This window comes from Paenibacillus sp. OK003 (genome assembly GCF_900109515.1).
GTDB lineage: Bacteria > Bacillota > Bacilli > Paenibacillales > Paenibacillaceae > Paenibacillus > Paenibacillus marchantiae.
In genome coordinates this window covers 281,074-306,592 of sequence record NZ_FOBD01000009.1, presented here as the reverse complement: position 1 = coordinate 306,592, position 25,519 = coordinate 281,074, and the positions used below count along the sequence as shown (strand labels likewise).

The 25,519-nt window shown below is 46.7% G+C and carries 20 protein-coding genes; 19 read left to right on the top strand and 1 reads right to left on the bottom strand.

All coding sequences use genetic code 11. The annotated features are described in order from the left end of the window. Nucleotides 1–239 precede the first annotated feature (239 nt). The 19 genes from BMW94_RS16665 (at nucleotide 240) to glnA (ending at nucleotide 23,643) form a co-directional block, all read left to right on the top strand. Nucleotides 240–1,244: an ABC transporter substrate-binding protein gene (locus tag BMW94_RS16665; RefSeq protein WP_091000126.1), complete on the top strand. Its 1,005-nt coding sequence runs from the start codon at nucleotides 240–242 to the stop codon at nucleotides 1,242–1,244. Nucleotides 1,245–1,274: 30 nt separating this feature from the next. Beyond that, nucleotides 1,275–2,069, top strand: coding sequence for an ABC transporter ATP-binding protein (locus tag BMW94_RS16660; protein WP_091000124.1), 795 nt, complete (start codon nucleotides 1,275–1,277; stop codon nucleotides 2,067–2,069). A gap of 23 nt (nucleotides 2,070–2,092) precedes the next feature. After that, nucleotides 2,093–2,899 (top strand): ABC transporter permease, encoded by an 807-nt coding sequence (locus tag BMW94_RS16655; protein WP_063563212.1) that lies wholly within the window; start codon nucleotides 2,093–2,095, stop codon nucleotides 2,897–2,899. Between the two features lie 453 nt (nucleotides 2,900–3,352). Then, nucleotides 3,353–4,330, top strand: a complete 978-nt coding sequence (locus BMW94_RS16650) for an aromatic acid exporter family protein (RefSeq protein WP_091000122.1) — start codon at nucleotides 3,353–3,355, stop codon at nucleotides 4,328–4,330. A 75-nt stretch (nucleotides 4,331–4,405) separates the two neighbouring features. Continuing rightward, nucleotides 4,406–4,966, top strand: coding sequence for an outer spore coat protein CotE (locus tag BMW94_RS16645; protein ID WP_053780858.1), 561 nt, complete (start codon nucleotides 4,406–4,408; stop codon nucleotides 4,964–4,966). 112 nt (nucleotides 4,967–5,078) lie between these two features. Next, on the top strand, nucleotides 5,079–6,329 hold the full coding sequence (locus BMW94_RS16640; RefSeq protein ID WP_254790260.1) for a putative amidoligase domain-containing protein: 1,251 nt from the start codon (nucleotides 5,079–5,081) through the stop codon (nucleotides 6,327–6,329). A gap of 199 nt (nucleotides 6,330–6,528) precedes the next feature. After that, nucleotides 6,529–9,330, top strand: coding sequence for a DNA mismatch repair protein MutS (gene mutS / locus BMW94_RS16635; RefSeq protein WP_091000120.1), 2,802 nt, complete (start codon nucleotides 6,529–6,531; stop codon nucleotides 9,328–9,330). Nucleotides 9,331–9,351: 21 nt separating this feature from the next. Next, nucleotides 9,352–11,556: a DNA mismatch repair endonuclease MutL gene (gene mutL / locus BMW94_RS16630; protein WP_091000118.1), complete on the top strand. Its 2,205-nt coding sequence runs from the start codon at nucleotides 9,352–9,354 to the stop codon at nucleotides 11,554–11,556. A gap of 17 nt (nucleotides 11,557–11,573) precedes the next feature. Continuing rightward, nucleotides 11,574–12,359, top strand: coding sequence for a class I SAM-dependent methyltransferase (locus tag BMW94_RS16625; RefSeq protein WP_091000115.1), 786 nt, complete (start codon nucleotides 11,574–11,576; stop codon nucleotides 12,357–12,359). Further along, a complete protein-coding gene (miaA, locus tag BMW94_RS16620; RefSeq protein ID WP_091000113.1) occupies nucleotides 12,340–13,290 on the top strand; it encodes a tRNA (adenosine(37)-N6)-dimethylallyltransferase MiaA in 951 nt (316 codons plus the stop codon). Before BMW94_RS16625 ends, miaA begins: the two co-directional genes overlap by 20 nt. A gap of 240 nt (nucleotides 13,291–13,530) precedes the next feature. Beyond that, nucleotides 13,531–13,752 carry a hypothetical protein gene (locus tag BMW94_RS16615; RefSeq protein WP_091000111.1) on the top strand — a complete coding sequence of 74 codons (222 nt, stop codon included), beginning with the start codon at nucleotides 13,531–13,533 and terminating at the stop codon, nucleotides 13,750–13,752. Between the two features lie 234 nt (nucleotides 13,753–13,986). Next, nucleotides 13,987–14,229: an RNA chaperone Hfq gene (gene hfq, locus BMW94_RS16610; protein WP_017687918.1), complete on the top strand. Its 243-nt coding sequence runs from the start codon at nucleotides 13,987–13,989 to the stop codon at nucleotides 14,227–14,229. Nucleotides 14,230–14,396: 167 nt separating this feature from the next. After that, the gene (locus BMW94_RS16605; protein WP_091000109.1) at nucleotides 14,397–17,045 is read left to right on the top strand and encodes a penicillin-binding protein 1A; all 2,649 of its coding nucleotides are present in this window, start codon (nucleotides 14,397–14,399) and stop codon (nucleotides 17,043–17,045) included. Nucleotides 17,046–17,329: 284 nt separating this feature from the next. Then, entirely contained in the window at nucleotides 17,330–17,893 is a 564-nt protein-coding gene (locus tag BMW94_RS16600) for a ribonuclease FAU-1 family protein (RefSeq protein ID WP_024630470.1), read from the top strand. Between the two features lie 109 nt (nucleotides 17,894–18,002). Further along, the gene (locus BMW94_RS16595; protein ID WP_024630469.1) at nucleotides 18,003–18,974 is read left to right on the top strand and encodes an AAA family ATPase; all 972 of its coding nucleotides are present in this window, start codon (nucleotides 18,003–18,005) and stop codon (nucleotides 18,972–18,974) included. An 89-nt stretch (nucleotides 18,975–19,063) separates the two neighbouring features. Next, complete coding sequence (gene hflX / locus BMW94_RS16590; protein ID WP_024630468.1) at nucleotides 19,064–20,350, top strand: GTPase HflX; 1,287 nt, start codon at nucleotides 19,064–19,066, stop codon at nucleotides 20,348–20,350. Between the two features lie 84 nt (nucleotides 20,351–20,434). Next, nucleotides 20,435–21,688 (top strand): methionine gamma-lyase family protein, encoded by a 1,254-nt coding sequence (locus BMW94_RS16585; protein ID WP_091000108.1) that lies wholly within the window; start codon nucleotides 20,435–20,437, stop codon nucleotides 21,686–21,688. An 83-nt stretch (nucleotides 21,689–21,771) separates the two neighbouring features. Beyond that, a complete protein-coding gene (locus BMW94_RS16580) occupies nucleotides 21,772–22,185 on the top strand; it encodes a MerR family transcriptional regulator (protein ID WP_063563200.1) in 414 nt (137 codons plus the stop codon). A 129-nt stretch (nucleotides 22,186–22,314) separates the two neighbouring features. Continuing rightward, nucleotides 22,315–23,643 carry a type I glutamate--ammonia ligase gene (gene glnA / locus BMW94_RS16575; protein WP_063562869.1) on the top strand — a complete coding sequence of 443 codons (1,329 nt, stop codon included), beginning with the start codon at nucleotides 22,315–22,317 and terminating at the stop codon, nucleotides 23,641–23,643. A 105-nt stretch (nucleotides 23,644–23,748) separates the two neighbouring features. On the opposite strand, the gene BMW94_RS16570 is transcribed toward glnA, so the two are convergent. Then, nucleotides 23,749–24,885 carry a tyrosine-type recombinase/integrase gene (locus tag BMW94_RS16570; RefSeq protein ID WP_091000106.1) on the bottom strand — a complete coding sequence of 379 codons (1,137 nt, stop codon included), beginning with the start codon at nucleotides 24,883–24,885 and terminating at the stop codon, nucleotides 23,749–23,751. Nucleotides 24,886–25,519: the final 634 nt, after the last annotated feature.

Here is a 25,519-nt window from a genome sequence, read left to right as displayed (position 1 = left end):
CGGACATTTTTGAATAAGATATATACTGCTTGAAGAAGGTGATCTCTGTTCCTACAGGGGTCACCTTTCTATGTTCCATTGGTACTTGTAGCAGTTGTAGTAGGTCATATACGTCCAAATCGGACTGTTATAACTGGATGCTGTTACATACGCCTGAAATAATGTTCTTAACCTTTTGCTGGGCATCAGCATATCCATAGTAGAGAGAACAGCTGAAACCAGTGAAGGAGGGAAATATCATGAAATATACGCCCTGGTTCATCCGGGCCATCGTCATTTTGCTCATTATCATAGTAGCTCTCACCAGCTGCAATAAAGATAAGGATGAAACCAAAATTACGATTGGTGAGGTCACACGTTCTGTGTTTTACGCACCTGAGTATGTGGCCGTGGCCCAAGGTTTTTTTAAGGAACAGGGGCTTGAAGTGGACATTCAGACGACGGCTGGCGGAGACAAAACGATGGCTGCATTGCTTGCAGGCTCAGTAGATATCGCATTGGTCGGAGCAGAGACGTCTATTTATGTCTATCAACAAGGCGCAGAAGATCCGGTCATTAACTTTGCCCAGCTTACACAGACGGATGGAACGTTTCTGTTTGCCCGCAATCCCGAAGGCAACTTCAATTGGGTTCAACTGAAACAGAGTACATTTCTGGGACAAAGAAAAGGCGGCATGCCTCAAATGGCAGGCGAATTTACGCTGAAAAAACATGGCATTGATCCGCAGAATGATCTGGAATTGATCCAAAATGTGGATTTTGCCAACATCGCTTCTGCATTTGCTTCAGGTACGGGGGATTACGTGCAGCTGTTTGAACCTCAGGCGTCCATTTTTGAGAAAGAGGGTCGCGGCAAGGTTGTAGCCTCGTTCGGAACGGAAAGTGGTCATCTGCCTTATACGGTCTTCATGACCAAACAAAGCTATATCAATGACAACAAAGACATCGTACAGAAGTTCACTAACGGCTTGCACAAAGCACAAGCATGGGTGGATTCCCACACCGCTGAAGAGATCGCTGAAGTCATCAAGCCTTATTTCAAAGATATTGATCCAGCCATTCTGGTAAGCAGTGTGAACCGTTACAAGGAACAGGGCACATATGCCACCGATCCAATCATTGATGAGGACGAATGGAATAACTTGCTGGACGTCATGAGTGCTGCGGGAGAACTGAAACAGCGTGTGGATTCTCAAACGATTGTCGATAATTCCTATGCACAACAAGCAGCATCAGCGAAGTAACCAGGTATTCAGGAAAGGACGTGAGCATGTATGCCTGAATCCGAAACGGTGATTAGACTGGAAGGGATTTCGCAAGTCTATGTCAGCGAGCGCGAAGCATCACTGGTTATCGAAAATTTGAATCTTCAGATCGAGCAAGGAGAGTTCGTTAGTCTTGTCGGCCCAAGTGGATGTGGTAAAACGACATTGCTGTCGATCATCGCCGGGCTGCTCACACCGACCGCAGGCGAGGTCAAAGTTAAAGGAAAACGCATCGAAGGTCCGTCTGCCCAGATAGGCTATATGCTGCAACAGGATTATCTGTTTCCATGGCGTACCATTTTGGATAATGCCCTGATCGGACTTGAACTGACAGGTGCGCTCAATGAACAGAGTCGTGCGCGTACGCGTGAGCTGCTGGCAGGTATGGGTCTAGCTGGCACCGAAAGTCAGTATCCTTCCGAGTTATCCGGGGGCATGAGGCAACGGGTGGCTTTGGTACGTACACTAGCTACGGATCCGGGAATACTGTTGCTGGATGAACCCTTTTCCGCACTCGATTATCAAACCAAGCTGCAGCTGGAGGATCTGGTCTCGGAAACATTGAAGAAATCCGGCAAAACCTCGGTGCTTGTTACCCATGATTTGTCGGAAGCTATTGCCGTCAGTGACCGCGTCATCGTGCTTGATCGTAATCCGGGTCGCATTCGGAAGCAGTTTATCATTCCTGAAGATCTGCGGAACGCACAGCCTTTTCACGCGAGGGAGCAGCCAGGGTTCAATGAGCTGTTTCAGGCGTTATGGAGTGAACTGGATCAGTCCGGAGGAGGTGAGAAGAACGGGTGAATCAGACGAACCAGAAGCAGGAAATGCGTGATGATTGGATGAGACAGCTGCACCAAAGTCATATTCAGCAGGTTGCCAGATGGCGACATAAAGTGCTGGCGGTGCAGCTGTCCATGTTGGTGTTTATGTTTTTGCTGTGGGAACTGGCGGGAAGGCTGCGCTGGATTGATGTGCTTTTGTTCAGTTATCCCAGCAAAATTTTCAATCAGATCTGGAAGGACATCGTCAGTGGAGAACTATGGGCGCATGTTGGGGTAACCGTAGGGGAAACGGCAGTCGGCTTTTTGCTGGGGACACTCGTCGGAACACTGCTTGCGGTTCTGATCTGGTGGTCTCCTTTTTTGTCCAAAGTGCTTGATCCTTATATGGTTGTGTTCAACAGCATGCCCAAAGTAGCGCTGGGTCCAATCTTTATCGTCATGTTTGGTGCAGGATTTACGGCCATTGTCATGACGACTTTGTCTATCACAGTCATTATTACTACACTTGTCGTGTATAACAGCTTTAATGAAGTAGATCAGAACTATATTAAGGTTATCCGTACGTTTGGTGGTGATCGCTCCGAGATTTTCAGCAAAGTCGTATTGCCCGCTTCCTTTCCTGCCATTGTCTCTACCTTAAAAGTAAACGTGGGCATGGCCTGGGTCGGTGTAATTGTGGGTGAATTTTTGGTCGCCAAGCAGGGATTGGGCTATCTAATCATCTACGGATTTCAAGTGTTCAACTTTACCCTTGTTTTATCGAGCCTGTTGATTATTGCGGCAGTAGCCACAGCGATGTACCAGCTCGTTGTATATGTAGAACGCAAGTTGCTGGCAGGGCGCAGATGATTTTGCAAAGCATGCGTGTAAAAGAGAATGTTTCATGATATGTATACAATTTCACAAGAGGTGTCACGTTGCCCAAACCCGCAAAATCAAGTACCATACTAATACGAATATTCCGTGCAGTCCGGAATGAATGCGACGATTGGAGAAGAGGGCCTAGAGGCTTCTGTCGCATCAATCAAATTGCCAGCGTCCCTCATCCGGTGCGCGTTATTGTGACCGACATGTATATGCATGTCGGTTGATCCCGTTTATGAGTGTAGCAGCGAAATGCGAGATGCAGTTCTTCCAGAATAATTCTTTTGATTAGAGAAGAAATGGTTTTTGGCAGGATGTGTAATACTAGGAATATGATATAAGACAGTACACGCTGTCAGGCATTGGACAAACGTTCACCTGGTTAGGCATGGCTCGCTAGCTTTTACATTTTGCAGCTTAGAGGAGAGGGAATGTTAGATGGGTTTTAGGGTAATTAAAACCGCAATAGCCGCGCTGATGGCCGTGCTGATTGCGGACTGGTGCGGCTTGCCCGGACCAACATCAGCGGGTTTGTTAGCCATTCTTGGCGTTGATGTGACACGAAAAAGAAGTATTCGCACCATATCTGCGAGATTTTTCGCTTCCGTAGTGGGGCTTTTATTTGCAAGTGTACTTTTTCACTTTCTTGGCTTCCATTATTGGGTACTGGCGGTCTACATACTGATTGCATTTCCGGTTATCGTTCGAGCCGGGTTCAAGGAAGGCATTGTGACGGGTTCTGTCGTGGTGTTCCGGGTATTTAGCGGCGGTGAAATGGACGTACAGGTGGTTTTGATCCAAATTGGACTACTGTTGATTGGTCTCGGTTCAGCGATGGTTGTCAATCTGGCCTATATGCCGGCTGCGGACCCGCAGATGCTGCGTATTCGCAAAAGAATTGATGAGTTATTCTCGGTTATCTTCAAGGAGTTTGCAGCCACGCTGCGCAATCCGAATGAAGTATGGGCAGGGAAAGAGCTCATCGAAGCCGACAAGGCTGTACTGGGCGGCATTGAAGCGGCCAAACGTTCATTGGAGAATCAGGTCATCCACCCGAATGAGGGATGGAGTGTTTACTTTTATATGCGCAAAACGCAATTGGATTCCATCCAGCATATGATGCATTTGGTATCCCAGATCTATCATAAGATGCCGCATGCGGAAATGGTATCAGAGCTGTTCGACCAGCTCAGTCAGGATGTACTCACTGAATCTTATACCGGACGTACAGAAAAACTTCTCGCAGATGTGCAAGAAGAATTCAAGCGAATGGAGTTGCCGGATACAAGGGAAGAATTCGAGATTCGTTCCGCTATTCTCCAGCTGTGCCGGGAACTCGCGCTGTATCTGAAAATAGCCAAGAAGGACAAAGCTCCGTCTCCGGTATCGGACCGGTCCCAATCTACAAATGAATAATAGAAAATAGTTGTCACCCTAGACGGATGCCCTGCATACACTTGTAAAGAATGATTGTATGGAGGAGGTTTAAAGATGTCATTGAGTCATAAACATCAATGTAGAGAGATCATCACGAAGGCGATCTGCGGGAAAGGTCGTAAGTTCTCTACCGTAACACATACCGTGACTCCGCCACATGGTCCGACCAGTATTTTGGGGGCTTGGATTATCAACCACCAATATGAAGCCGTATCAGCGGGGGACGGAATTGAAGTTATTGGTACTTACGATATCAACATTTGGTATTCCTATGACAAAAATTCACAGACGGATGTAGCCAAAGAAACGGTGTCGTATGTAGAACATGTGCCTTTGTCCTATCTGGACCCGAAACACCGGGCCGCCACTGTAGAGGTATCTGCGGATGCAACGCAGGAACCGAGCTGTGTGGAAGCCACGGTGTCGGCAGGTGGAGGCAGCGTAATTATCCGGGTAGAACGGGAATTCGCTGTTGAACTGGTCGCCGAGACCAAAGTTTGTGTGAAAGTGTGCACGGATGGCTGTGGAGATTACGAAGACAAGGATTATGACTTCGGTAGTGGTGATGGAGATTATGACGATCTCGATCCCGACCTGCTTGACGATGAGCTGTAGGCTCAGCGATCTGGATTCATAAACTTAAGGTATCATATGCGCCGCAAGCGGCAGTGAAGAGGGCGTAAGCCCTCTTTTTTCATTTTGGGCGAGAATTGGGAGGAGGGACAGGATGAATGTGATAGATGAGGCCGAGGAGGCGGTGCGCCGATATGAACGCATGCTCCCTCGTGAACGGGCAGATCGCCTGAAACGATCCGGGATTGAAGTGCTGGCATCGCAGGGCAGGCGTGACCGGGAGTTGGGACTGCGAGTACGTTACGATGTGGAGATATGCTGTCTGCAAGCGATTCGCATCAAACGTAGGGACACCAGTGGCATGGGTGGAGCGCAAGAAAGTGTGCTGGATCGTGAAGCGGCATCAACGTTATTCAAACGTATTGAACGGCTTGCCACCAAAACATTGTATACGGTTGGACTGGATCACGGCGCTGTAAGACTGGAAGCGTCAGGAAAGAGCGGTTGTTCTGTCATCTCCATTGACCCAAGGCCATGGAAGGGCATGACGGATCTCTCTGCCATGTACCGTGCAGGCTGGAAACAGCTTCAGTCCGAACTGGATGAAGAGCGGCTTCGTAATGCAGCCCCCATCCTTGGAATGGACCCCGAATTCCTACTTGTGCAGATGCCAGAATCCAAAATCGTGCCCGCCTCCAGATTCCTCGAACGAACAGGCGTAGCCGGCTGTGATTCCGTGACGATCGGTGGACGACGGATATATCCGGTAGCCGAACTGCGACCCGCCCCCAGCTCTGAGCCGCGCGAACTGCTGGCTCATCTGATGAGAGCTTTTGCGGCCGCATCTCGTAGTATTAGTGATCACTCGCTGATCTGGCAGGCAGGGGGAATGCCCCAGCGCGGCTTGCCACTCGGCGGACATGTTCATTTCAGTGGCGTTACACTAAACGGGGAGCTGCTGCGTGCACTTGACAATTATCTGGCGCTGCCGCTTGCCGTTCTTCAGGATCCACGAGGATCAGGCAGGCGTCCACGTTATGGAGCATTGGGTGATTTTCGACTGAAATCTTACGGAGGATTCGAATACCGCACGTTACCCAGTTTTCTGGTATCTCCTCTGGTTGCCAAAGGTGTTGTTGCTCTAGCTGGTCTTATCGCGAGAGGTTATCATCAGCTGCGTCAACGTCCTTTGGGAGAGGCGGCAATTCATACTGCCTTTTATGAAGGAAACCGTGAGGTCATGCAGGCGCATATTCCGGCATTACTGGATGATCTGACCCAAATGGATGGTTATGAGCGTTATGAACGCTACGCCGCTCCATTAATTAACCAGCTAAGACAGGGCAGGACATGGGACGAGAGTCGGGATATACGCAAACTCTGGAATATTCGCGCAGGTTCATGAAGATTGGGCACTTTTTTGGTATAATGAGAAATAAGTCGATTTTGATCATCGTTATGGAAGAAATGGAACAGCAACCTTTGAGGGAAGCGGCGGATGCCGAAACATGAGGCGGTGGCACGAATAAGGTGCCTGACCGCCTTATTGCTCCTTTCGGGACAGCTTCTCTTCCTGACAACATTGGAACGGATGGAGGATACTCATGGCTCAGTATACGCCAATGATTCAACAATATTTGCAAGTGAAGGCCGAAGCGCAGGACGCTTTTCTTTTTTTTAGATTAGGTGATTTCTATGAATTGTTCTTTGAGGATGCAGTTAATGCTTCTCGTGAGCTTGAAATTACATTAACAGCACGCGCAGGTGGGGGAGAAGATAAAATCCCGATGTGCGGTGTGCCTTATCATTCGGCTGACAATTACATACAGCGCTTGATTGAAAAAGGATACAAAGTAGCCATCTGCGAGCAGATGGAAGATCCGACGGTAACCAAAGGCATGGTACGGCGAGAAATTGTACGAGTTATAACACCCGGAACGGTAATGGAAGGCAAGACCTTGGGGGACAAGTCCAATAACTATATGGTTTGCCTGACAGGGAACCAGAACACACTTGCACTGGCTGCCTGTGACTTGTCCACAGGGGAGCTTTACGTGACCTCTGTTCCATACTCCCAAGAGTGGCTCAAGGATGAGATCGGGATCTATGAACCTTCGGAACTGGTGGGGGATGCTGCGTTGCTGGATACGGTGGCTACCCAGGCATCTCCAATCGGTCGGCCTGTGGTGTATACACCATGGACGAAGAGCAAGGAAGATTTGGTGCGTCAGCAATTCGGCGAAGCGGTATGGGCACGTCTGGAGCCTGAACGTCAAGCCTGTATAGCGCGCCTGTTCTCCTATTTAAGTGAGACACAGAAACGTTCACTTGGACAATTGACACAGGTTTCAACGTATGAGCCAGATCACTTTATGATTCTGGACCCCTTTACTCGGCGCAACCTGGAACTGGTGGAAACGGTACGTGAGCGTTCGAAAAAAGGTTCACTGCTCTGGCTGCTGGACCGCACTGAGACGTCGATGGGTGCCCGGATGCTGCGTCGTTGGGTGGATAAACCCTTGCTGCAAAAAGGAAAAATCAATGAACGTCTGGAAGCGGTAGATACGCTGTATAACCAGTTTATATTGCGGGAAGATCTGCGTGCAGAACTCAAAGACATCTACGATCTTGAACGCCTGGTGGGTCGGATTGCCTTCGGTAACGCCAACGGTCGGGATCTGAATGCACTGAAGCTGTCACTGGACAAAATTCCGGGTCTACGTCAGTATTGTGCAGATTCGCCTTCCACGACGCTACAGCACATTGCTAGCATTATGGATGATTGCAGTGATCTGCGCGATGCTATTGGTCAGGCTATCGTTGATGAACCACCCGTGTCGGTGCGGGATGGCGGCTTAATTCGTGAAGGATACCACGAGCGGTTGGATGAGCTTCGGGAGGCCTCGGTGAATGGCAAGCAGTGGATTGCTGAACTGGAAGCGAGAGAGCGTGAAGCGACTGGTATTCGCTCGCTAAAAATTGGTTACAACAAAGTATTTGGGTACTATATTGAAATTACCAAGTCGAACCTGGCTTCTCTGCCAGAAGGCCGTTACGAACGGAAACAAACGCTTGCGAATGCTGAGCGTTATATTACACCGGAGCTGAAAGAAAAAGAGACGCTGATTCTGGAAGCTCAGGACAAGATGGTCGATATTGAGTACGGCTTGTTCGCTGAACTGCGGGAACGGCTTAATCAGGAGATCGCCAGGCTGCAGAAGCTGGCTGAGCTGGTCGCAGAGATTGATGTGTATCAATCCTTTGCCGTCATCAGTGCAGAGCGCAATTTCGTACGGCCTACATTGACCGATGGTTACGATTTGGTTGTGGAACAGGGGCGCCATCCTGTAGTTGAAGCGGTGATGCGAGATGGTGCTTTTATCGCCAACAATACTGCGATGCAGAAGGAAGAGGCGCGCATTCTGCTGATTACCGGTCCAAATATGGCAGGGAAAAGTACGTATATGCGGCAGGTGGCGCTGATTTCGATTCTGGCTCAGATCGGCTGTTTTGTGCCGGCAGGACAAGCTGAAGTACCGATTATGGATCGTATATTCACACGGATTGGTGCGGCAGACGATCTCATCGGCGGACAAAGTACGTTTATGGTGGAGATGGCCGACATTCAGGTCATGACGGATAAAGCAACACCACGTAGCCTGATTATTATTGATGAATTGGGCCGGGGAACGTCTACCAGTGAGGGAATGGCGATTGCGCAGTCCGTCATTGAATATGTGCATGATATCATTGGGTGCAAAGCGCTGGTATCAACTCATTTCCATGAGCTTGCTCATCTGGAAGAGAGTTTGGACAAGTTGGCGAATTACTCCATGGCCGTTCAGGAGAGCGGGGACAAGGTTAATTTCCTGCGTAAATTGATCGCCGGGGCTGCCAGCAGCAGCTACGGGATCTATTGTGCACGGCTTGCCGGACTGCCAGACAGCATCATTGAGCGGGCGAATGGCTTGCTGCACGGTTTTGAGCATGCGGCGGCTCAGGTTGCGGTTGGAAGTGAATTTGCCGGGAGGGATAAGCAGCAACGTGATGACGATGTTCAGCGCGTGGAGTTCCAGCCGACAGATCATTCCTCATTAATCCGTGAAGGTGAGTCTGCGGAAACTGTTGAATTGGCTGTTGCACCTGAAGCTCCAGAACGCAAACAACAGGACAAAAAACAAAATGGCAAGCAGCAGTCAGTCTCCAAACATGCTGATGTGGTCCAACTGTCTATCTTTGGGGATGAAGAGCCAAGTGTAACTCCGAAAACGGAGGTTGTTGCCCTTGACAAGCCTGCCCGGGAGTTTATTCGTAATATGAAAGATATTGATGTAATGAACATGACGCCACTTCAGGCGATGCAAATACTAAATGATCTCAAATTGAAGGCACAGCAATTATCCTGAGTATAGGGGAGGGGAAAACCTGTGGCGAAAATTCATGTGCTTGATGAACATATTGCCAACCAGATTGCAGCAGGTGAGGTGGTCGAACGGCCTGCTTCAGTTGTCAAGGAGCTGCTCGAAAACTCGGTGGATGCAGGCGCCTCCAAGATTGATGTTACGGTGGAAGAGGGCGGACTGCTCCGTATTCGGGTCAAAGACAATGGTGCTGGTATCGAGCCAGAGGATATGGAAACAGCCTTCTATCGTCATGCAACCAGTAAAATAGCTCATGGCCGCGATTTGTTCCAGATCACAAGTCTTGGATTCCGGGGAGAGGCCTTGGCGAGTATTGCCGCTGTCTCCAAGGTGGAAGTGTTATCGGCCAGCGGGAATGATGGGCGAGGACGCCGAATCGTGATTGAGGGCGGCAAACTTCTCTCACATGAGGATGAAACCTCACCCCAAGGCACGGACTTTGAGGTAAAAGAACTATTTTTCAATACGCCGGCTAGACTTAAATATATGAAAACGATCCAGACTGAGCTGGGACATATCTCGGATGTTCTCTATCGCATGGCGATGTCTCATCCGAATATCTCGTTCACACTGCGACATAATGAAAATACGCTGCTTCAGACGCTGGGCAATGGGGATCTGCTGCAAGTGGTTGCAGCAATCTATGGTACAAGCGCCGCCAAAGCGATGCTTCCCATTCAGGGAGAGAGTCTGGACTATCGTGTGAGTGGGCTGATCAGTTTGCCGGAATGGACTCGTGCCAATCGTGGCGGCATGTCGACCATTGTGAATGGACGATTTATTCGAAATTATGGGCTCAACCAGGCTATTCTGAAGGCGTATCATACGCTGCTGCCTATTAATCGGTTCCCGCTTGTCGTGGTGCAATTGGAAATGCATCCATCCCTGGTTGATGTGAACGTGCATCCGGCGAAGCTGGAGGTTCGTTTCAGCAAGGAAGCGGAACTGTACGAGTTTGTGGAAACGACACTGCGTGGCATATTACGTAAGGAAGTGCTTATTCCACAGGTAACCAAGCAGCAAATCAGACGTGGAGATAACAGTTCCTTTATTCAGGAACAATTTCTGTTCCCGAGAGGTCCTCTAAAGGACGAATCGGAATCTCCAGGGTATGGGCAACAGGGTCCATTAGGGAAAAATGCTGGCCTTACTAAAATGACTTCGGAGGACGATGATTTGGATGCTCCGGCTGATGTGCAATCAGGTTCTGATGGAAACGGGGAGGGTCAGACGCTGCCTTTGCCTGAAGCTCCACCCGAGATACCACTAGCCTATGATCCATTTGGGATGTTGAGCGGGGACTCTGGAGTTAATGTTCTGAAGCATAATTATAGTGATGACGAAAGTTCCCGTAGCGATTCAGCTTCTGCTGTGAGTGGAAGTTCCGGTGCTGCTACAGATCGTGCTGCGAAAGATGCCTTACCTTCAACTGAGGATAAGGAACTATCGACTTCACAGGCTCCGACTTCTGCGTATCGTTCCAATTCGGTGAATTCTCCGGTTAGAGAAGGACGTTCATCATATAATCCATCTGCGGCAGGTGCAAAAGGAGAGCGAAGCTGGAAGGCTCCAAGTTTACCGGACCCGGCAAGGCTGGCATCTGCCGTTAAATCGGATGTTTCCATGCCTGCGTTTCCTGAATTAAGCCTGATTGGGCAGCATCACGGGACGTACTTGATTGCACAAAATCAAGATGGTCTATATCTGATTGATCAGCATGCGGCCCATGAACGGGTGAATTACGAGTATTACTACGAGCAGTTTGGCAATCCGGCTCAGGCTTCGCAGGAGCTGCTGCTGCCCATTACACTGGAGTTCACACCATCCGAGACCGAAAAGCTCAAAACAAGACTGGCTTGGTTCGAGCAGGCAGGCGTCTATTTGGAACATTTCGGCGGGCAAACCTTCCGGGTGCGTTCCCACCCGTTCTGGTTCCCCAAAGGGGACGAGAAAGACATTATTGAAGAGATGTCAGAATGGGTGCTGAGTGAACGTAGTATTGATGTTGCCAAGATGCGAGAAGCGGCGTCTATTATGTGCTCTTGCAAGGCGTCCATCAAAGCCAATCAGAAATTGACGGATCAGGAGGCGGAAGTGTTGATTCAGCGTCTTGGTGCTTGCCGTCAACCGTATACTTGTCCACACGGGAGACCGATTGTGGTGTCATTTTCAACCTATGATCTGGAGAAATTGTTCAAACGGGTCATGTAGCTATTTAGGAGGAAGTTATGTATATTACAACCGGTGAAAAGGAAGCAGGCCACCTTGTGGAACGTGCACGAAACCTGGCGGAAACAACGGGAGGAACCTATGTACCGCGCAAAAAAATGTCTTTACCAGCACTGATTGCACATTATGGAATAGATGAAATTGTAGTTGTGCTTCAGGGTAAAGTTCGTTTGTTTCGTCCCGATTCACCGCTGCTTGAGTTTCACCCCAGTATGGGATTTGTTCGGGCCAAACGTGTGTTGAATGGAGAAGCTGATCCGATGCTGGACGCGGGGGCAATCCTTGAAGGGGATACCGTTATCGATTGTACAGCAGGATTGGGTACCGATGCACTGGTATTCTCGGTTGCTGTAGGCAAAAGTGGTCGGGTCATCGCCTGTGAAAGCTCACTCCCACTGTACACCTTATTGGTAGAAGGCATGTCTCAATACGAGAGCATTAAGCCTGCGGTTAACGAAGCTTTCCGGCGTATTGAACTGCGGCATGCGAATCATCTTGATTTGCTGCGTTCCTTGCCAGACCGAAGCTGTGACACGGTATATTTCGATCCGATGTTTCGTGAACCGATGCTTGATTCAAGCGCCATACAGCCTTTGCGAGATTATGCAAATCCAAATGCATTGGATGAACAGAGTATTATTGAAGCGAAACGAGTTGCCCGCAAGCGGGTAGTTATGAAAGAGAAGCGCGGCAGCGCGGAGTTTACGAGACTCGGTTTTGAAGTACACGACCGGGGCAATGCAAAAACACTGTACGGAGTGATTAATGTTGAAAGCGGAAGTTAAACCGAAGGTGCTTGTGCTGGTTGGACCAACAGCAGTAGGCAAAACAAGAATGAGTATTGAGCTTGCGCAGGCGTTCAATTGCGAGATTATTTCGGGGGATTCCATGCAGGTATATCGCGAAATGGATATCGGGACGGCCAAAATTACTCGCGATGAAATGAAGGGTGTGCCCCATCACCTCATCGACATCCATGAACCGGAATACCCCTATTCCGTGGCGGAATTTCAGGAGAGCTGCACACGTCTGATCGGGGAAATCCATGAGCGCGGCAAATTGCCTTTTATTGTTGGTGGTACGGGTCTGTATGTGGAATCGGTATGTTATGGCTTTCAATTCTCGGACAGCGGCTCGGATGAAGCGTTTCGGGATGAACAGTTCCGTTATGCAGAGCAACATGGCCCGCAGGCGTTACATGATAAGCTGAGGGTCATTGATCCGGTTAGTGCAGAGCGACTGCATCCGAATGACCAGCGCCGAATTGTTCGTGCACTGGAGATCTATCACCTTACAGGTGAGAAGTTGTCCGAGCAGCTGGCTTCCCAGAAAAAAGAGTCTCCATATGACCTGCTTATTGTGGGTTTGACCATGGATCGTCAGAAGTTGTATGCCCGAGTGGAAGAGCGAATTGATCTTATGATCGAGCAGGGCCTGGTAGATGAGGTCAAGTCATTACTGGAGCGCGGCGTAGCGAGAGGACATATCTCCATGCAGGGGCTCGGTTATAAGGAAATTGCGGCTTATCTTCAGGGTGAAGTAAGCTGGGATGCTGCGGTGGAGTGGCTGAAAAGGGATACGCGTCGTTTTGCCAAGCGGCAATTGTCCTGGTTCCGGCATATGAAGGACATCGAATGGGTGGATATGACGGATACCGAAGATTTTGCAGGGAATTATGCCCATGTATGTGAGATGATCAAACACAAGTTTGACTGAATATAGAGGGTGGGATTTTCCACCTCTTTAGGACTTTAGAACCTCTATCTTTTAGCAATAAAAGGTGGAGGTTTTTACTTTTTATATAAAATGATGGCACTATAAGAGGGAATAATCGGAGTTGTATACAAATTTAAGCAAATAATTCATTGTAAAAAAATAACATAAATATTAAAATGAATTCAACTGACTGGCTAATTGATTTTGATTCTAAGGCAAAGTGGGAAGGAGGAAGATTTTATGAGTGCAGAACCGAGCGGAGTGGCAAGTTTATATCTCTTTTTCTCAGGGTTATTTGGAATTGGTTTTGCCGTAGGAGGTCTTATCGCCTTAATTTGGTTAATTATCGTTCTAATCAATACCAATACATACCTGAAACTCTTAATCCATGATAGAAAAAATCGGCAAAATATTATGTTAGTCAGAGAAGAAGAGAAACTGTATACTGATCCAGAAAAGTAGAAGAGAAACGTGGGAAAAGGTAGAATTTGTCCCTCTTTTGCAATTCTGACAAGCGGTGTATAATGGATAAGTCTTCTAGTTGCAAGCGAGGCTCAGGCATAGGTGCAAAATAGCAGGCAAGGGGTTTTTGTGGATTATATGAATCCGTTCATGATATAATAGCACGAAAGCTACTCAGCGATATTGAATATTACTTATAACACGAATTCAAATGAACCAATGGGGGTACGGCTAATGAACAAGTCCATCAACATCCAAGATACGTTCTTGAACCAACTGCGGAAAGAAAACATTCCTGCTACGGTCTATCTGACCAATGGCTTTCAAATCCGCGGAACGATCAAGGCATTTGACAATTTTACGATCGTCATTGACAGCGACGGACGCCAGCAAATGGTCTACAAGCACGCCATCTCCACGTTCACGCCGCAACGCAGCGTATCGCTGATGCAGCAAGATAATAGCGGCGAAGCTTAAAAAATTACGAAACCTTTTTATCAACCATTTCGTCTACAAGTATAGGAATTGAAACAGAGCAACCTGAATAAGGGTTGTTCTTTTCATTCCGGGCAAAATAAGCTCAATGGAGCTTGAGCCAGCAGACGAATAGAAATTATGCAATTGAAAGGGAGTCAGGAGGTAACATGCCAAACGATCCGTTGTCGAGGTCTAACAATCGCAACAGCAATAACAAGTCAACCAAAAAAGCGAAGCCAAAGACCTCTAAAAAGAAAAAAATTACGGGTAAACGCGTTGGATGGACACTGTTTTTCACCATGGCCATCGCCATATTCTGTGCACTGGGTGGATATTTATTTATTATGGTGAGTGGCGAAAATCTGCTCAAAGCGAACATGGACAAAACAACAATTAATGAAACTTCAAAAGTATATGACCGCAACGGCCAGTTAATGGGCGAGTTGTCCATTCAGAAGCTGGAGCCGGTCAAAGAAGAAGATATTCCGGATTTAGTAAAGGAAGCTTTTGTTGCTACGGAGGATAAACGATTCTACGAGCATCAGGGCGTGGATATCTGGTCCATCGGACGTGCGGCGGTAAAAGACGTCATGGCCCGCTCCATGGTGGAAGGTGGCAGTACGCTGACACAGCAGCTTGCGAAAAATATGTTCTTGTCCCGTGATAAGACCTTCTTCCGCAAAGCGACAGAGGTTTCCATTGCAATGGCATTGGAGCGAAAGTACACAAAAGATGAAATTCTGACGATGTATCTGAACCGGATTTTCTTTGGTCATCAGCGTTATGGAATTAAGGCAGCGTCTGAATTTTATTTTGGGGTGTCTGACCTTAATGAGCTGAAGATCTGGCAAATTGCCACATTGGCAGCGATGCCTAAAGGGCCTTCCGCCTATAACCCGCTGAGCAATCCAAACGATTCCAAGGCACGTCGTGCTGTGGTATTGCAGCTGATGTATGAGCAAGGTTACATCACGAAGGCGGAAATGGATGAAGCCAAAGAAGTAGATTATGATTATACACCGCCTGAGAAAGATCAGAAATATCAAGCCTTTATCGACTATGTTCTTCGTGAAGCAGAGAAAGTGACTGGTAAAACGGAGGATGATCTGAATATCGGCGGGTATAAAATTTACACGACGATGGATGCTCAGGCTCAAACAGCCATGGAGAGTGCGTTCTCGGATGATAGTTTGTTTGAGTCAAGCAAAGATGATCAGCAGGTCCAAGGCTCCATGGTAATTATGAACCATGAAAACGGCAGTCTCGTCGCCTTGCTGGGCGGACGGGATTATCAAACGAAGGGTTATAGCCGGGTAACACAGAGTCGCAGACAGCCTGGATCGGCATTTAAACCGATTGTGACTTATGCACCGGCTCTTGAATCAGGTGATTACAATGCAAACTCACCTCTCAGTAATGAAAAGCAATGCTTCGGCAATTACTGTCCGGGTAACTTGCATGGGTATTCTTCAACCATTAGCATGACGGATGCCATTACAAAATCGGAGAATATCCCGGCAGTATGGCTCTTAAACAAAATTGGTGTGAATACAGGTGTTCAGTTTGCAAAAAGCGTAGGTATCCAGCTTACGGATGAAGACAAAAACCTAGCGATTGCGCTGGGGGGGCTTAGCAAAGGAACGAATACGCTGGAAATGGCGCAAGCCTATAGCGCATTCGCCAATCTGGGTGAGTACCAGCAGGCGTATTCCATTAAGGAAATTAAGGATAGCGCAGGGAAAACGACCTATAAGCACGATAAATCGGAAACAACACGTGTCATGAGTGAGCAAAATGCTTATTCTCTGACTAAGATGCTGCAAAATGTAGTCAATGACGGTACAGGTCGTTCGGCGCGTCTGGATCGACCGGTTGCAGGTAAGACGGGAACCGTTCAGAGTGGTATTTCCGGCAACAGTGCCAACCGTGATGTTTGGTTCGTCGGGTACACGCCAGAATGGACTGCGGCAGTATGGATGGGTTACGACAATCCTGATGCAACCCATATGCTCAAGAATAGCAGTAAGCTGTCAGCGGCGTTCTTTGCCAAAGTTATGGGAGATGCGTTGAAAGGCGTTCCTGTGAAGGACTTCAAAGCTCCCGCAGGAGCCCAGACACCTCCGCCGGAAAAAGAACCAGAGCAGCCAACGCTTTCAGTGAGTGGTTTGAATGGTGGGTATGATCCATCTACGCAAACTGTATCGTTGAACTGGACTTCAACGGGGGATTCCTCGACACAGTATCGGATTTACAGAAAAGAAACATCTGAGGGACAGTTCACCCATCTTTTAGATGCGGTGGGTTCGACCAGTGCGCAGGATCTAAGTGCGCTCCCTGGTCTTACTTATGAGTATTATGTGACAGCTTATGATCTGACTTCAGGACAGGAGACGGATCCATCCAACATTATATCGCTGATGATTGAAGCGGAGGAATTGGAACCGGAACAGCCAGATACGGGCACGGAGCCAGGAACGGAACCGGGTACAGAGCAGCCAGGAACAGAAAATCCAGACAACGGTTCGCCGGGGAATGGAGGTTCTGAGGGTAACAATGGCAACGGAAATGAAAATGGCAACAATGGTAACGGGAATAATGGAAACAACGGCGGGACAGGTCAAGGGAACGGACAGACCGGAGAAGGAAACACCTCACCTGGACAGGGAACAACAGAACCTGGAGGTACGGGTGAAGGTTCAAATGATGGGTCTGTAACGACACCGGGCGAAGTAGTCACGCCACCAGATGGTGGAAACAACGTCAACAATGGAGAAACGAATGCACCGACAGATTCTCAAGCTGGAACTGGCGGTTAACAAGAATAAGCCGCCTTAAATAATTACAACCTAAAACCTGCTCCCCTCATATTGGGGAAGCAGGTTTTTTGGTGTTAGTAACGTTTGAAGTGGAACCAGAGCTCTCTAACAGATGAGGAAAAGCTTGATTTTGAGTGTATAACTTAAATATGGTAAGCTGTAACTATTCGTAATACGTTGTGCAAAGCGGATTCCGGGACTTGTGGAATCGGTAATGCGGACGTTATTCGCTGTTCACCAATATCAGCAGGTCACGGACCTGTGGTCGGCAAAGAGGGGTTCGTATGAAACGGAAATTCGGGGACCGCGCGAACTGGCGCCGGATTACGAACCGACAATTTACATGCCGGTTCGTTCAATCCAAAATTTTTACGGGTTACATTACGTTGTATACGATCCAAGATTTGAAAGAGCCTTTGTGGAAAACCTATGGAGGAAGCACCTTCTGCATTGCGGATAAAGGTTATTCCTGGTTGCAGTATTATCCGAAAGGCGAGCATTTTGTTGTGACGGCTATGTTTGACGATCAGGAGCGGATTGTTGAATGGTACATTGATACATGCCGCAGCCAGGGCATAACCGATCAAGGTGTTCCGTGGTTTGATGATCTGTATCTGGATGTCGTTGTCCTGAAGGATGGAGAAATATTTTTGCTGGACGAAGATGAACTTGAAGATGCTCTTTCACGTAAGCACATTACGACGGGGGATTATGATCTGGCGAACCGGACAGCAAAGGATTTGTTGCATGCCATTGATGCACATGTGTTTCCGTATTTCCAACTGTCCTTGAAGCATAGACAAACCTTGTTTGAGAATGGGGAGTTCAGAAAAAATATTCAGATTTGAGTCATGGAAAAGTCGCAGAATTCTTCGCCATCCTTCTAATATTAGAGCACCTGATAGAATACATTAATAATCAGGAGAGTTCAGCCCGATAAAATAGAGGTGATGGCGAATGAACGGACGGGTCATGGCTGCAGGAGGGCAACCGGGAGGCAGACCATCCAGACAAATTAATGTTGTTTTGCGTAACCAGGAACCTCAGATGCTGGTCAAAGAAGAAGAGACAGCAATACAGGCGGCAAAAGGTTTAGCCAAACATGCGCATTTTCAGGAGATTCAAGGTGAATTGGAGCAGCTTGTTGGACTGGAAAATATCAAGGATTTAGTCTTTGAAATCTATGCTTTCTTACAGATTGCCCAGATGCGTACCGAAGCTGGTCTGATCAGTGGGGCGCACGTATATCATATGATTTTCAAAGGCAATCCGGGAACCGGAAAAACAACGGTAGCACGAATCGTTGCGAAGCTGTTTCAGAAGATGGGTGTATTGAGTAAGGGTCATTTGATTGAAGTGGAACGTGCAGACTTGGTCGGGGAATACATCGGGCATACGGCACAAAAAACGAGGGATTTGGTCAAAAAGGCATTGGGTGGAATCTTATTTATTGATGAGGCGTACAGTCTGGCTCGCGGGGGCGAGAAGGATTTTGGGAAGGAAGCGATCGACACTCTTGTGAAGTCAATGGAAGATAATAAGAATCAATTTATCCTCATTTTAGCGGGATACTCGGAAGAGATTGATTTTTTTCTGCAGACGAATCCTGGATTACCTTCCCGTTTTCCGATTCAGGTTGAATTTCCAGACTATAGCATTGATCAATTGATTCAAATCTCCGAGATTATGGCCAAGGAACGTGACTATATTCTCATGCCACAGACTATACTCAAACTAAAGCAGCATCTGCTTCAGGAAAAAAATGAATCTCTTCATGCGTTCAGCAATGCCCGATATGTCCGAAATGCCATTGAACGATCGATTCGCCATCAGGCAGTTCGACTATTGGAACAATATACCCAGGGAAATCCGGGAAAACTAGAGCTGATGACTATCCGCACAGAGGATTTGAAGTTTGAGCAAAAGTAAGCGATAATATAATTTTTAACGCAGCCGGCCGGGTTAACCGGTTCGGCTTAAAGCATGCGGAAACGTAATAGAAGGAGTGAATATACACGATGACAAATGGAACACATGATACAGATATGGTGAAGAAGGATCGCGCCGTGTTGGTAAGTCTGGTTACCGATGAGGTCAAACGTTCGGGTATTAACCCGGAGTACTCCCTTGAGGAGTTGGTAAAACTGGCCGAGACGGCAGGCGTGGAAGTGCTGAGTGTATTGTCACAGAACCTGAAAACCCGGGACACCAAATGGTTTATTGGTAAAGGGAAAGTGGAAGAACTTCGTGCAGTGGCTGAGGAAATGGGAGCAACAACAGCTATTTTTGACCAGGAGCTGTCCGGTGCTCAAGTTCGTAACCTGGAAGAAGCGTTGGATCTCAAAATTATTGACCGCACCCAGCTGATTTTGGATATCTTTGCGCAGCGCGCCAACACAAGAGAAGGTATTATCCAGGTTGAGTTGGCACAGTTGAGCTATTTATTACCACGTTTGTCGGGTCACGGGAAGAATTTGTCCAGACTTGGTGGCGGAATTGGAACGCGGGGACCAGGTGAAAGTAAACTGGAGACGGATCGTCGACATATTCGTGGCCGCATAGATGACTTGAAGCGTCATTTGGAAGAAGTGACACGTCACCGCAAGCTGCACCGGGAGCGTCGCAAAAAGACGGGGATCGTTCAGGTAGCCCTTGTAGGTTATACGAATGCGGGTAAGTCCACCTTGCTTAAACAATTAACAGCAGCAGATGTGTACATTCAAGATCAGCTGTTTGCCACACTGGATCCAACCTCGCGGACGATGGAACTGCCAAGTGGTAAAGAAATCGTACTCACAGATACGGTTGGGTTCATACAAAACCTTCCTCATGATCTGATTGCGGCTTTCCGTGCTACGCTGGAGGAAGTGAATGAAGCGGACCTTATATTACATGTGGTCGATGCATCATCTGCAATGCGTGAAGACCAGATGAGAACTGTACACACGATTTTGCAGCAACTAGGTTCAGGGGACAAGCCTCAATTGGTATTGTATAACAAAAAGGATGCTTGTACACCGGAGCAGCTTGAGATGCTTCCTTTGGATAAAGAACATATCAAAGTGAGTGCACTGGATGCAGATGACTTGCTGAAAATTCGTGAGCTTATCCAAGCTGAATTGACTGGCGCTACCAAACGGTTCCGTATTCCGGCTGAGCGTGGGGATCTTACATCTGTACTTTACAAAATAGGCGATGTGGTTGAGACCACATTTGAAGATAATGATGTGATTTATGAAGTGGAGCTGCAAAAAGGTGAGTATGAGAAATTCGGTTATTTACTTGAAGATTTCATACAACTGTAACATCGATGACATATTTGTATGATAAGTTGACACGATAATTGATATTTGACGTCAGATTCGTGCTATGAAGGGGAATGAAGCAAGATGGCAAGCTTTGATTCAGAGATTATTGAACTTCAACAACAGGTTGAACGCCAGATTGAAGGGCAATTACAACAGATAGACCGGATTACCGATCATAACCAATGGAAAGTAATCAATGCTTTTCAGCGCAGGAAAGTCAGCGATTTTCACTTTGCGGGTTCAACGGGTTACGCTTATAACGATCGCGGGCGTGAGGTGCTTGATGAAGTATATGCCGATGTGTTCGGTGCAGAGGCGGCACTGGTGCGTCCCCATTTTGCATCAGGTACACATACTATTGCTACAGCTTTGTTCGGTGTTCTCCGTCCAGGTGACGAGTTGTTGTACATTACGGGTAAGCCCTATGACACATTGCATAAGGTCATTGGCAAGCCTGGTGATGGAACAGGATCATTACGGGATTTCGGTATTGGCTATCAAGAGACGGCTCTGTTAGAAGATGGCGGAGTAGATTGGGTGGCGGTCGAGAAAAGTATCCATGCAGCGACAAAAGTCATTGGCATTCAGCGCTCCAGAGGATATGATTGGAGATCTTCCTTCTGTATTGAAGAAATCGCTGATATGGTTGCACGGGTAAAGGCGATCAAGGAAGATGTCATCGTATTTGTGGATAACTGTTATGGTGAATTCACGGAGGAACGTGAACCAACTGAAATCGGGGTAGACCTGATGGCAGGTTCACTGATTAAAAATCCCGGTGGAGGTCTGGCGGAAACCGGTGGATACATATGCGGGAAGGAAAAGTACGTCCAATTGGCAGCCTATCGTCTGACTGCTCCTGGAATTGGCGGTGAGGTTGGCGCGATGTTGGGAACAACTCGTGGCATCTACCAAGGACTTTACATGGCTCCGACAATTGTGGGACAGGCCATTAAAGGGAGCGCATTCGCTGCGGCGATGTTTGCTGCATCCGGATTTGTAACCAAACCGGCATGGAACGAGATGCGTACAGATCTGATTCAGGCTGTTCAATTCAGTTCGGCCGAGCATTTAATTGCCTTTGTTCAAGGGATACAGCGAGCTGCTGCAGTAGATAGCCATGTAGTTCCTGAACCTTGGGACATGCCGGGTTATGAGCACCCTGTCATCATGGCGGCAGGTACGTTTATACAGGGTGGGAGCCTTGAATTGTCTGCAGATGCGCCTATCCGTGAGCCTTTTATTGGCTATATGCAGGGCGGTTTAACGTACTCTCATGTTAAATATGGCGTTTTGATGGCATTACAGACCATGAAAGAACGCAAATTATTGTGAGTTTATCTAACACATCATTGACACTTAGTAATAACTAAATGTACAATAGAGTGAAGAATAGATGACTGGAAGGTTGATGAATGATGGGTGACGAAATTCGCAGAAATATGGCCTTATTCCCGATAGGTATTGTAATGAAACTAACGGATTTGTCCGCGCGTCAGATTCGTTATTATGAGCAGCACAGTTTGATTGTTCCTGCGAGAACGTCAGGTAATCAGCGTTTGTTCTCTTTCAATGACGTAGAACGATTGCTGGAAATCAAGGCTCTGATTGAAAAAGGAGTTAACATCGCGGGCATTAAGCAAGTGATGAATCCTGTATCCAAAGAGTCAGAAGAAGCGACTGTTATTACAGCCGATACGGAAGTGAAACGTAGAGAACTATCAGACTCCCAACTACACCGTCTGCTTAAACAACAACTGGTGTCAGGTAAGAGACCTGGACAAGTATCTCTCATTCAGGGAGAGCTTTCCCGTTTCTTTAATAAAAAATAAGTTCGTATAACCTCGTAAGTCAGGGGAAATCCTGCTTTTGGGTAGGAGGACTCCTTGACCCATGCAATATTCTAATGTACAAATATAACAGGCAAGCCAAATACGCAGAGAAGAAAGGGAGAGGGTATCGTGAGTTTTACTAAAGAAGACATACTACGCATCTCAAAAGAAGAAAATGTACGGTTCATTCGTTTGCAATTTACCGATTTGCTTGGAGCAATCAAAAACGTTGAGATTCCTGTGAGCCAGCTTACCAAGGCTCTGGACAATAAAATGATGTTTGATGGATCTTCCATTGAAGGTTATGTGCGTATTGAAGAGTCCGACATGTACCTCTATCCGGATCTCGATTCTTGGCTGATTTTCCCTTGGGTAGCCGAGAACCGTGTTGCTCGACTGATTTGCGACGTATATCTTCCGGATGGTAATCCGTTTCCAGGAGATCCGCGTGGCATCTTGAAACGAAACCTGAAAGAAGCCGAAGAAATGGGATTCACTTCCTTCAACGTCGGTCCTGAACCAGAGTTCTTCTTGTTCAAAACAGACGAAAAAGGAAACCCGACTAACGAACTGAATGACCAAGGTGGATATTTCGACCTAGCGCCTACGGATCTTGGTGAAAACTGTCGTCGTGACATCGTTATCACACTTGAAGAAATGGGCTTTGAGATCGAAGCTTCCCACCATGAGGTAGCTCCAGGTCAGCATGAGATCGACTTTAAATATGCTGATGCTCTAAAAGCAGCAGACCAGATCCAAACGTTCAAACTCGTTGTTAAAACGATTGCGCGTCAGCATGGTCTACATGCTACCTTTATGCCGAAACCACTGTTTGGTATGAACGGTTCCGGTATGCACTGTAACCAATCCTTGTTCCAAGGCAAAGTGAACGCATTCGTAGACGAGTCGGACGAGCTGGGTCTGAGCAAAACTGCACGTCACTTCATGGCTGGAACTTTGAAGCATGCGCGTGCGTTTGCAGCAATTACGAACCCAACTGTGAACTCTTACAAACGTCTGGTTCCTGGTTACGAAGCACCTTGTTATGTAGCTTGGTCTGCTAGTAACCGTAGTCCAATGATCCGTATTCCAGCTTCCCGTGGTCTGAGCACACGTGTTGAAGTACGTAACCCGGATCCGGCTGCGAACCCTTACCTTGCCTTGGCTGTTTTGCTGAAAGCAGGTTTGGATGGAATCAAACGTGAGCTGTCTTTGCCAGCTCCAATTGACCGTAACATCTACATCATGTCAGAAGAAGAGCGTGTGGAAGAAGGCATTCCAAGCTTGCCAGCTGACCTGAAAGAAGCATTGAACGAATTGATCCGCAGCGAAGTTATCTGTGATGCTCTCGGCGACCACGCCTTGGCTCACTTCTATGAGCTGAAAGAAATTGAGTGGGACATGTACCGTACACAAGTCCACCAATGGGAACGCGATCAATATATTACGTTGTACTAATCCCCGAATCCCTTGCGCCACATGGCGTGAGGGGTTTTTCTTTTTGTGGGCAAAACATTATGAATTCAAATAAAACGAGAGTGCCCACAAAATGCCCACAAAAATTTAATCTTGAAGAATACCTTTAGTAAATACTTCGAACTTATCCATGTTGTTTTTCTGGATTTTAGAAGAAATGTGGGCATAGACATCCGACGTAATTTGAATACTGCCATGGCCCAATTGCTCTTGTACGAATTTCATATCTGCTCCAGCTTCAAGCAATAATACGGCACAGGTATGTCGGAGTGAATGAATGGGGAGTGAGGGGAGTTCGCTTCGGTCCAGTATCCGAGAGAAAGCATTGAACAAAGATGACTTCGGCATATAGTTACCGTCTTCTCTGCATAACACTAGATCAAGGTCAAGATGATATCGTTCCCCTAAAACCCCTTTATTCTGCTTCTGCCACTCTTGGTGATACTTTAAATCATTAGCTAATGATTGGGATATTTTAATCGTTCTCTCTGATTTGATGGTCTTGGTTTCTCCGAATAATCCTTCCTTATCTTTAGCGGTAAAATCTAAAGTTTCGTCAATGGTTATAAACTGATTTTCTAGATCAATATCAGGCCATTTCAAGGCGGCAGCTTCACCTTTTCTCATCCCAGTTTCAATTAAGACTTTGAAATAGATCCAATAAATGTAGCCGTATTCGTAAGCGTTTTGTAAGAACCTTGAGATGTCTGAAGAATCAATAAAATGAACCTCTCTCTTTTTCCTTTTAATTTTTATTTCAACGCCTATACATGGATTTTTTTCAATCTTACCGATAATAACTGCTTTTTGTAACGCGTTGTGCATAGTAGCATGTATTAGCTCAACTGTTCTGCGGCTGGGACCTTTTTCTGAAATCGAATTAATGAAATTCTGATACATAATTGGTTTAACATCTCGAAGTAGTATGTTTCTGAAATAAGGCAAGATGTGATTCTTGATGTTGTTTTGATGTAGAAGTAATGTGTTTTTTCGAACACTCCCTTTTTTGTATTGATCAATCCAAAAGTTCAGATAATCTTTTAAACTCAAATCACTTTGCTCATAGCCAGCAGAGAGACTCCTTTCGAACTCTGAAGCAGCTAATTGAGCTTCCTTTTTGGTTTCGAATCCCCGCTGAGACTTTTCACGAAAAGTTTGTGTGAATGGATCTTTGTATCTTAGACGATACTCCCAGCCAGTTGCATGTTTCTTAAAGCTTGCCATAAAAAATCACCTCTATCAGAACTTATGTTCTTTTTTTGTGTATGTAAAACCGCCTTACAGCGGTGTAAGCGCAAGTTAATCAATTTTTGAGTAGAGCAGCGAGATGTTGTTGTTGAAAGATATAAAAAGGAAAATCTTTGAATAAAAAACAGAATAAATATTAAAATTGCATCAAAAAGCGAGCCTTCAGTTGCTAAGGCTCGTTTAAAATGCAGGAGTTATATTTACCTCAAAAAGTTATGTTTGGTCTAGTGAAGATGGTTTCTTACCGAAAAGGTAACTACAACAAGTCTACCCTATTTCAGGGCGTTGCCTATAACAACGTTTGAAATTTTGAATGCAATATTTACATTATACCCCAAAGTCGCGCTAATTGCTTCAACTTTACTGGTTTTTATCCAAATTCAAGGAAAACACAGATGTTATTTGCCCATTTAAGTTTATTGTCAGGATCTTTTAGTGACTATGACGTTAATGGCTTTAATTTGATCATTATTGTATAAATGTGAAACGTCTTTTTCATTTGGATTAGGCCATACATTTAACTTATGAAGAGTTGTTTTATTGCATTCAGAAGGATGGCTTTTTTATGGTGTGGAAAAGGTAAGAAGATCTTTCGATAGTTCATATTATG

Bases quoted from the DNA above. Each gene is read 5' to 3' on its own strand.
- BMW94_RS16665 (WP_091000126.1), top strand. From the start codon at position 240: ATGAAATATACGCCCTGGTTCATCCGGGCCATCGTCATTTTGCTCATT.
- BMW94_RS16660 (WP_091000124.1), top strand. From the start codon at position 1,275: ATGCCTGAATCCGAAACGGTGATTAGACTGGAAGGGATTTCGCAAGTC.
- BMW94_RS16655 (WP_063563212.1), top strand. From the start codon at position 2,093: ATGCGTGATGATTGGATGAGACAGCTGCACCAAAGTCATATTCAGCAG.
- BMW94_RS16650 (WP_091000122.1), top strand. From the start codon at position 3,353: ATGGGTTTTAGGGTAATTAAAACCGCAATAGCCGCGCTGATGGCCGTG.
- BMW94_RS16645 (WP_053780858.1), top strand. From the start codon at position 4,406: ATGTCATTGAGTCATAAACATCAATGTAGAGAGATCATCACGAAGGCG.
- BMW94_RS16640 (WP_254790260.1), top strand. From the start codon at position 5,079: ATGAATGTGATAGATGAGGCCGAGGAGGCGGTGCGCCGATATGAACGC.
- mutS (WP_091000120.1), top strand. From the start codon at position 6,529: ATGGCTCAGTATACGCCAATGATTCAACAATATTTGCAAGTGAAGGCC.
- BMW94_RS16625 (WP_091000115.1), top strand. From the start codon at position 11,574: ATGTATATTACAACCGGTGAAAAGGAAGCAGGCCACCTTGTGGAACGT.
- miaA (WP_091000113.1), top strand. From the start codon at position 12,340: ATGTTGAAAGCGGAAGTTAAACCGAAGGTGCTTGTGCTGGTTGGACCA.
- BMW94_RS16615 (WP_091000111.1), top strand. From the start codon at position 13,531: ATGAGTGCAGAACCGAGCGGAGTGGCAAGTTTATATCTCTTTTTCTCA.
- hfq (WP_017687918.1), top strand. From the start codon at position 13,987: ATGAACAAGTCCATCAACATCCAAGATACGTTCTTGAACCAACTGCGG.
- BMW94_RS16605 (WP_091000109.1), top strand. From the start codon at position 14,397: ATGCCAAACGATCCGTTGTCGAGGTCTAACAATCGCAACAGCAATAAC.
- BMW94_RS16600 (WP_024630470.1), top strand. From the start codon at position 17,330: ATGAAACGGAAATTCGGGGACCGCGCGAACTGGCGCCGGATTACGAAC.
- BMW94_RS16595 (WP_024630469.1), top strand. From the start codon at position 18,003: ATGAACGGACGGGTCATGGCTGCAGGAGGGCAACCGGGAGGCAGACCA.
- hflX (WP_024630468.1), top strand. From the start codon at position 19,064: ATGACAAATGGAACACATGATACAGATATGGTGAAGAAGGATCGCGCC.
- BMW94_RS16585 (WP_091000108.1), top strand. From the start codon at position 20,435: ATGGCAAGCTTTGATTCAGAGATTATTGAACTTCAACAACAGGTTGAA.
- BMW94_RS16580 (WP_063563200.1), top strand. From the start codon at position 21,772: ATGGGTGACGAAATTCGCAGAAATATGGCCTTATTCCCGATAGGTATT.
- BMW94_RS16570 (WP_091000106.1), bottom strand. From the start codon at position 24,885: ATGGCAAGCTTTAAGAAACATGCAACTGGCTGGGAGTATCGTCTAAGA.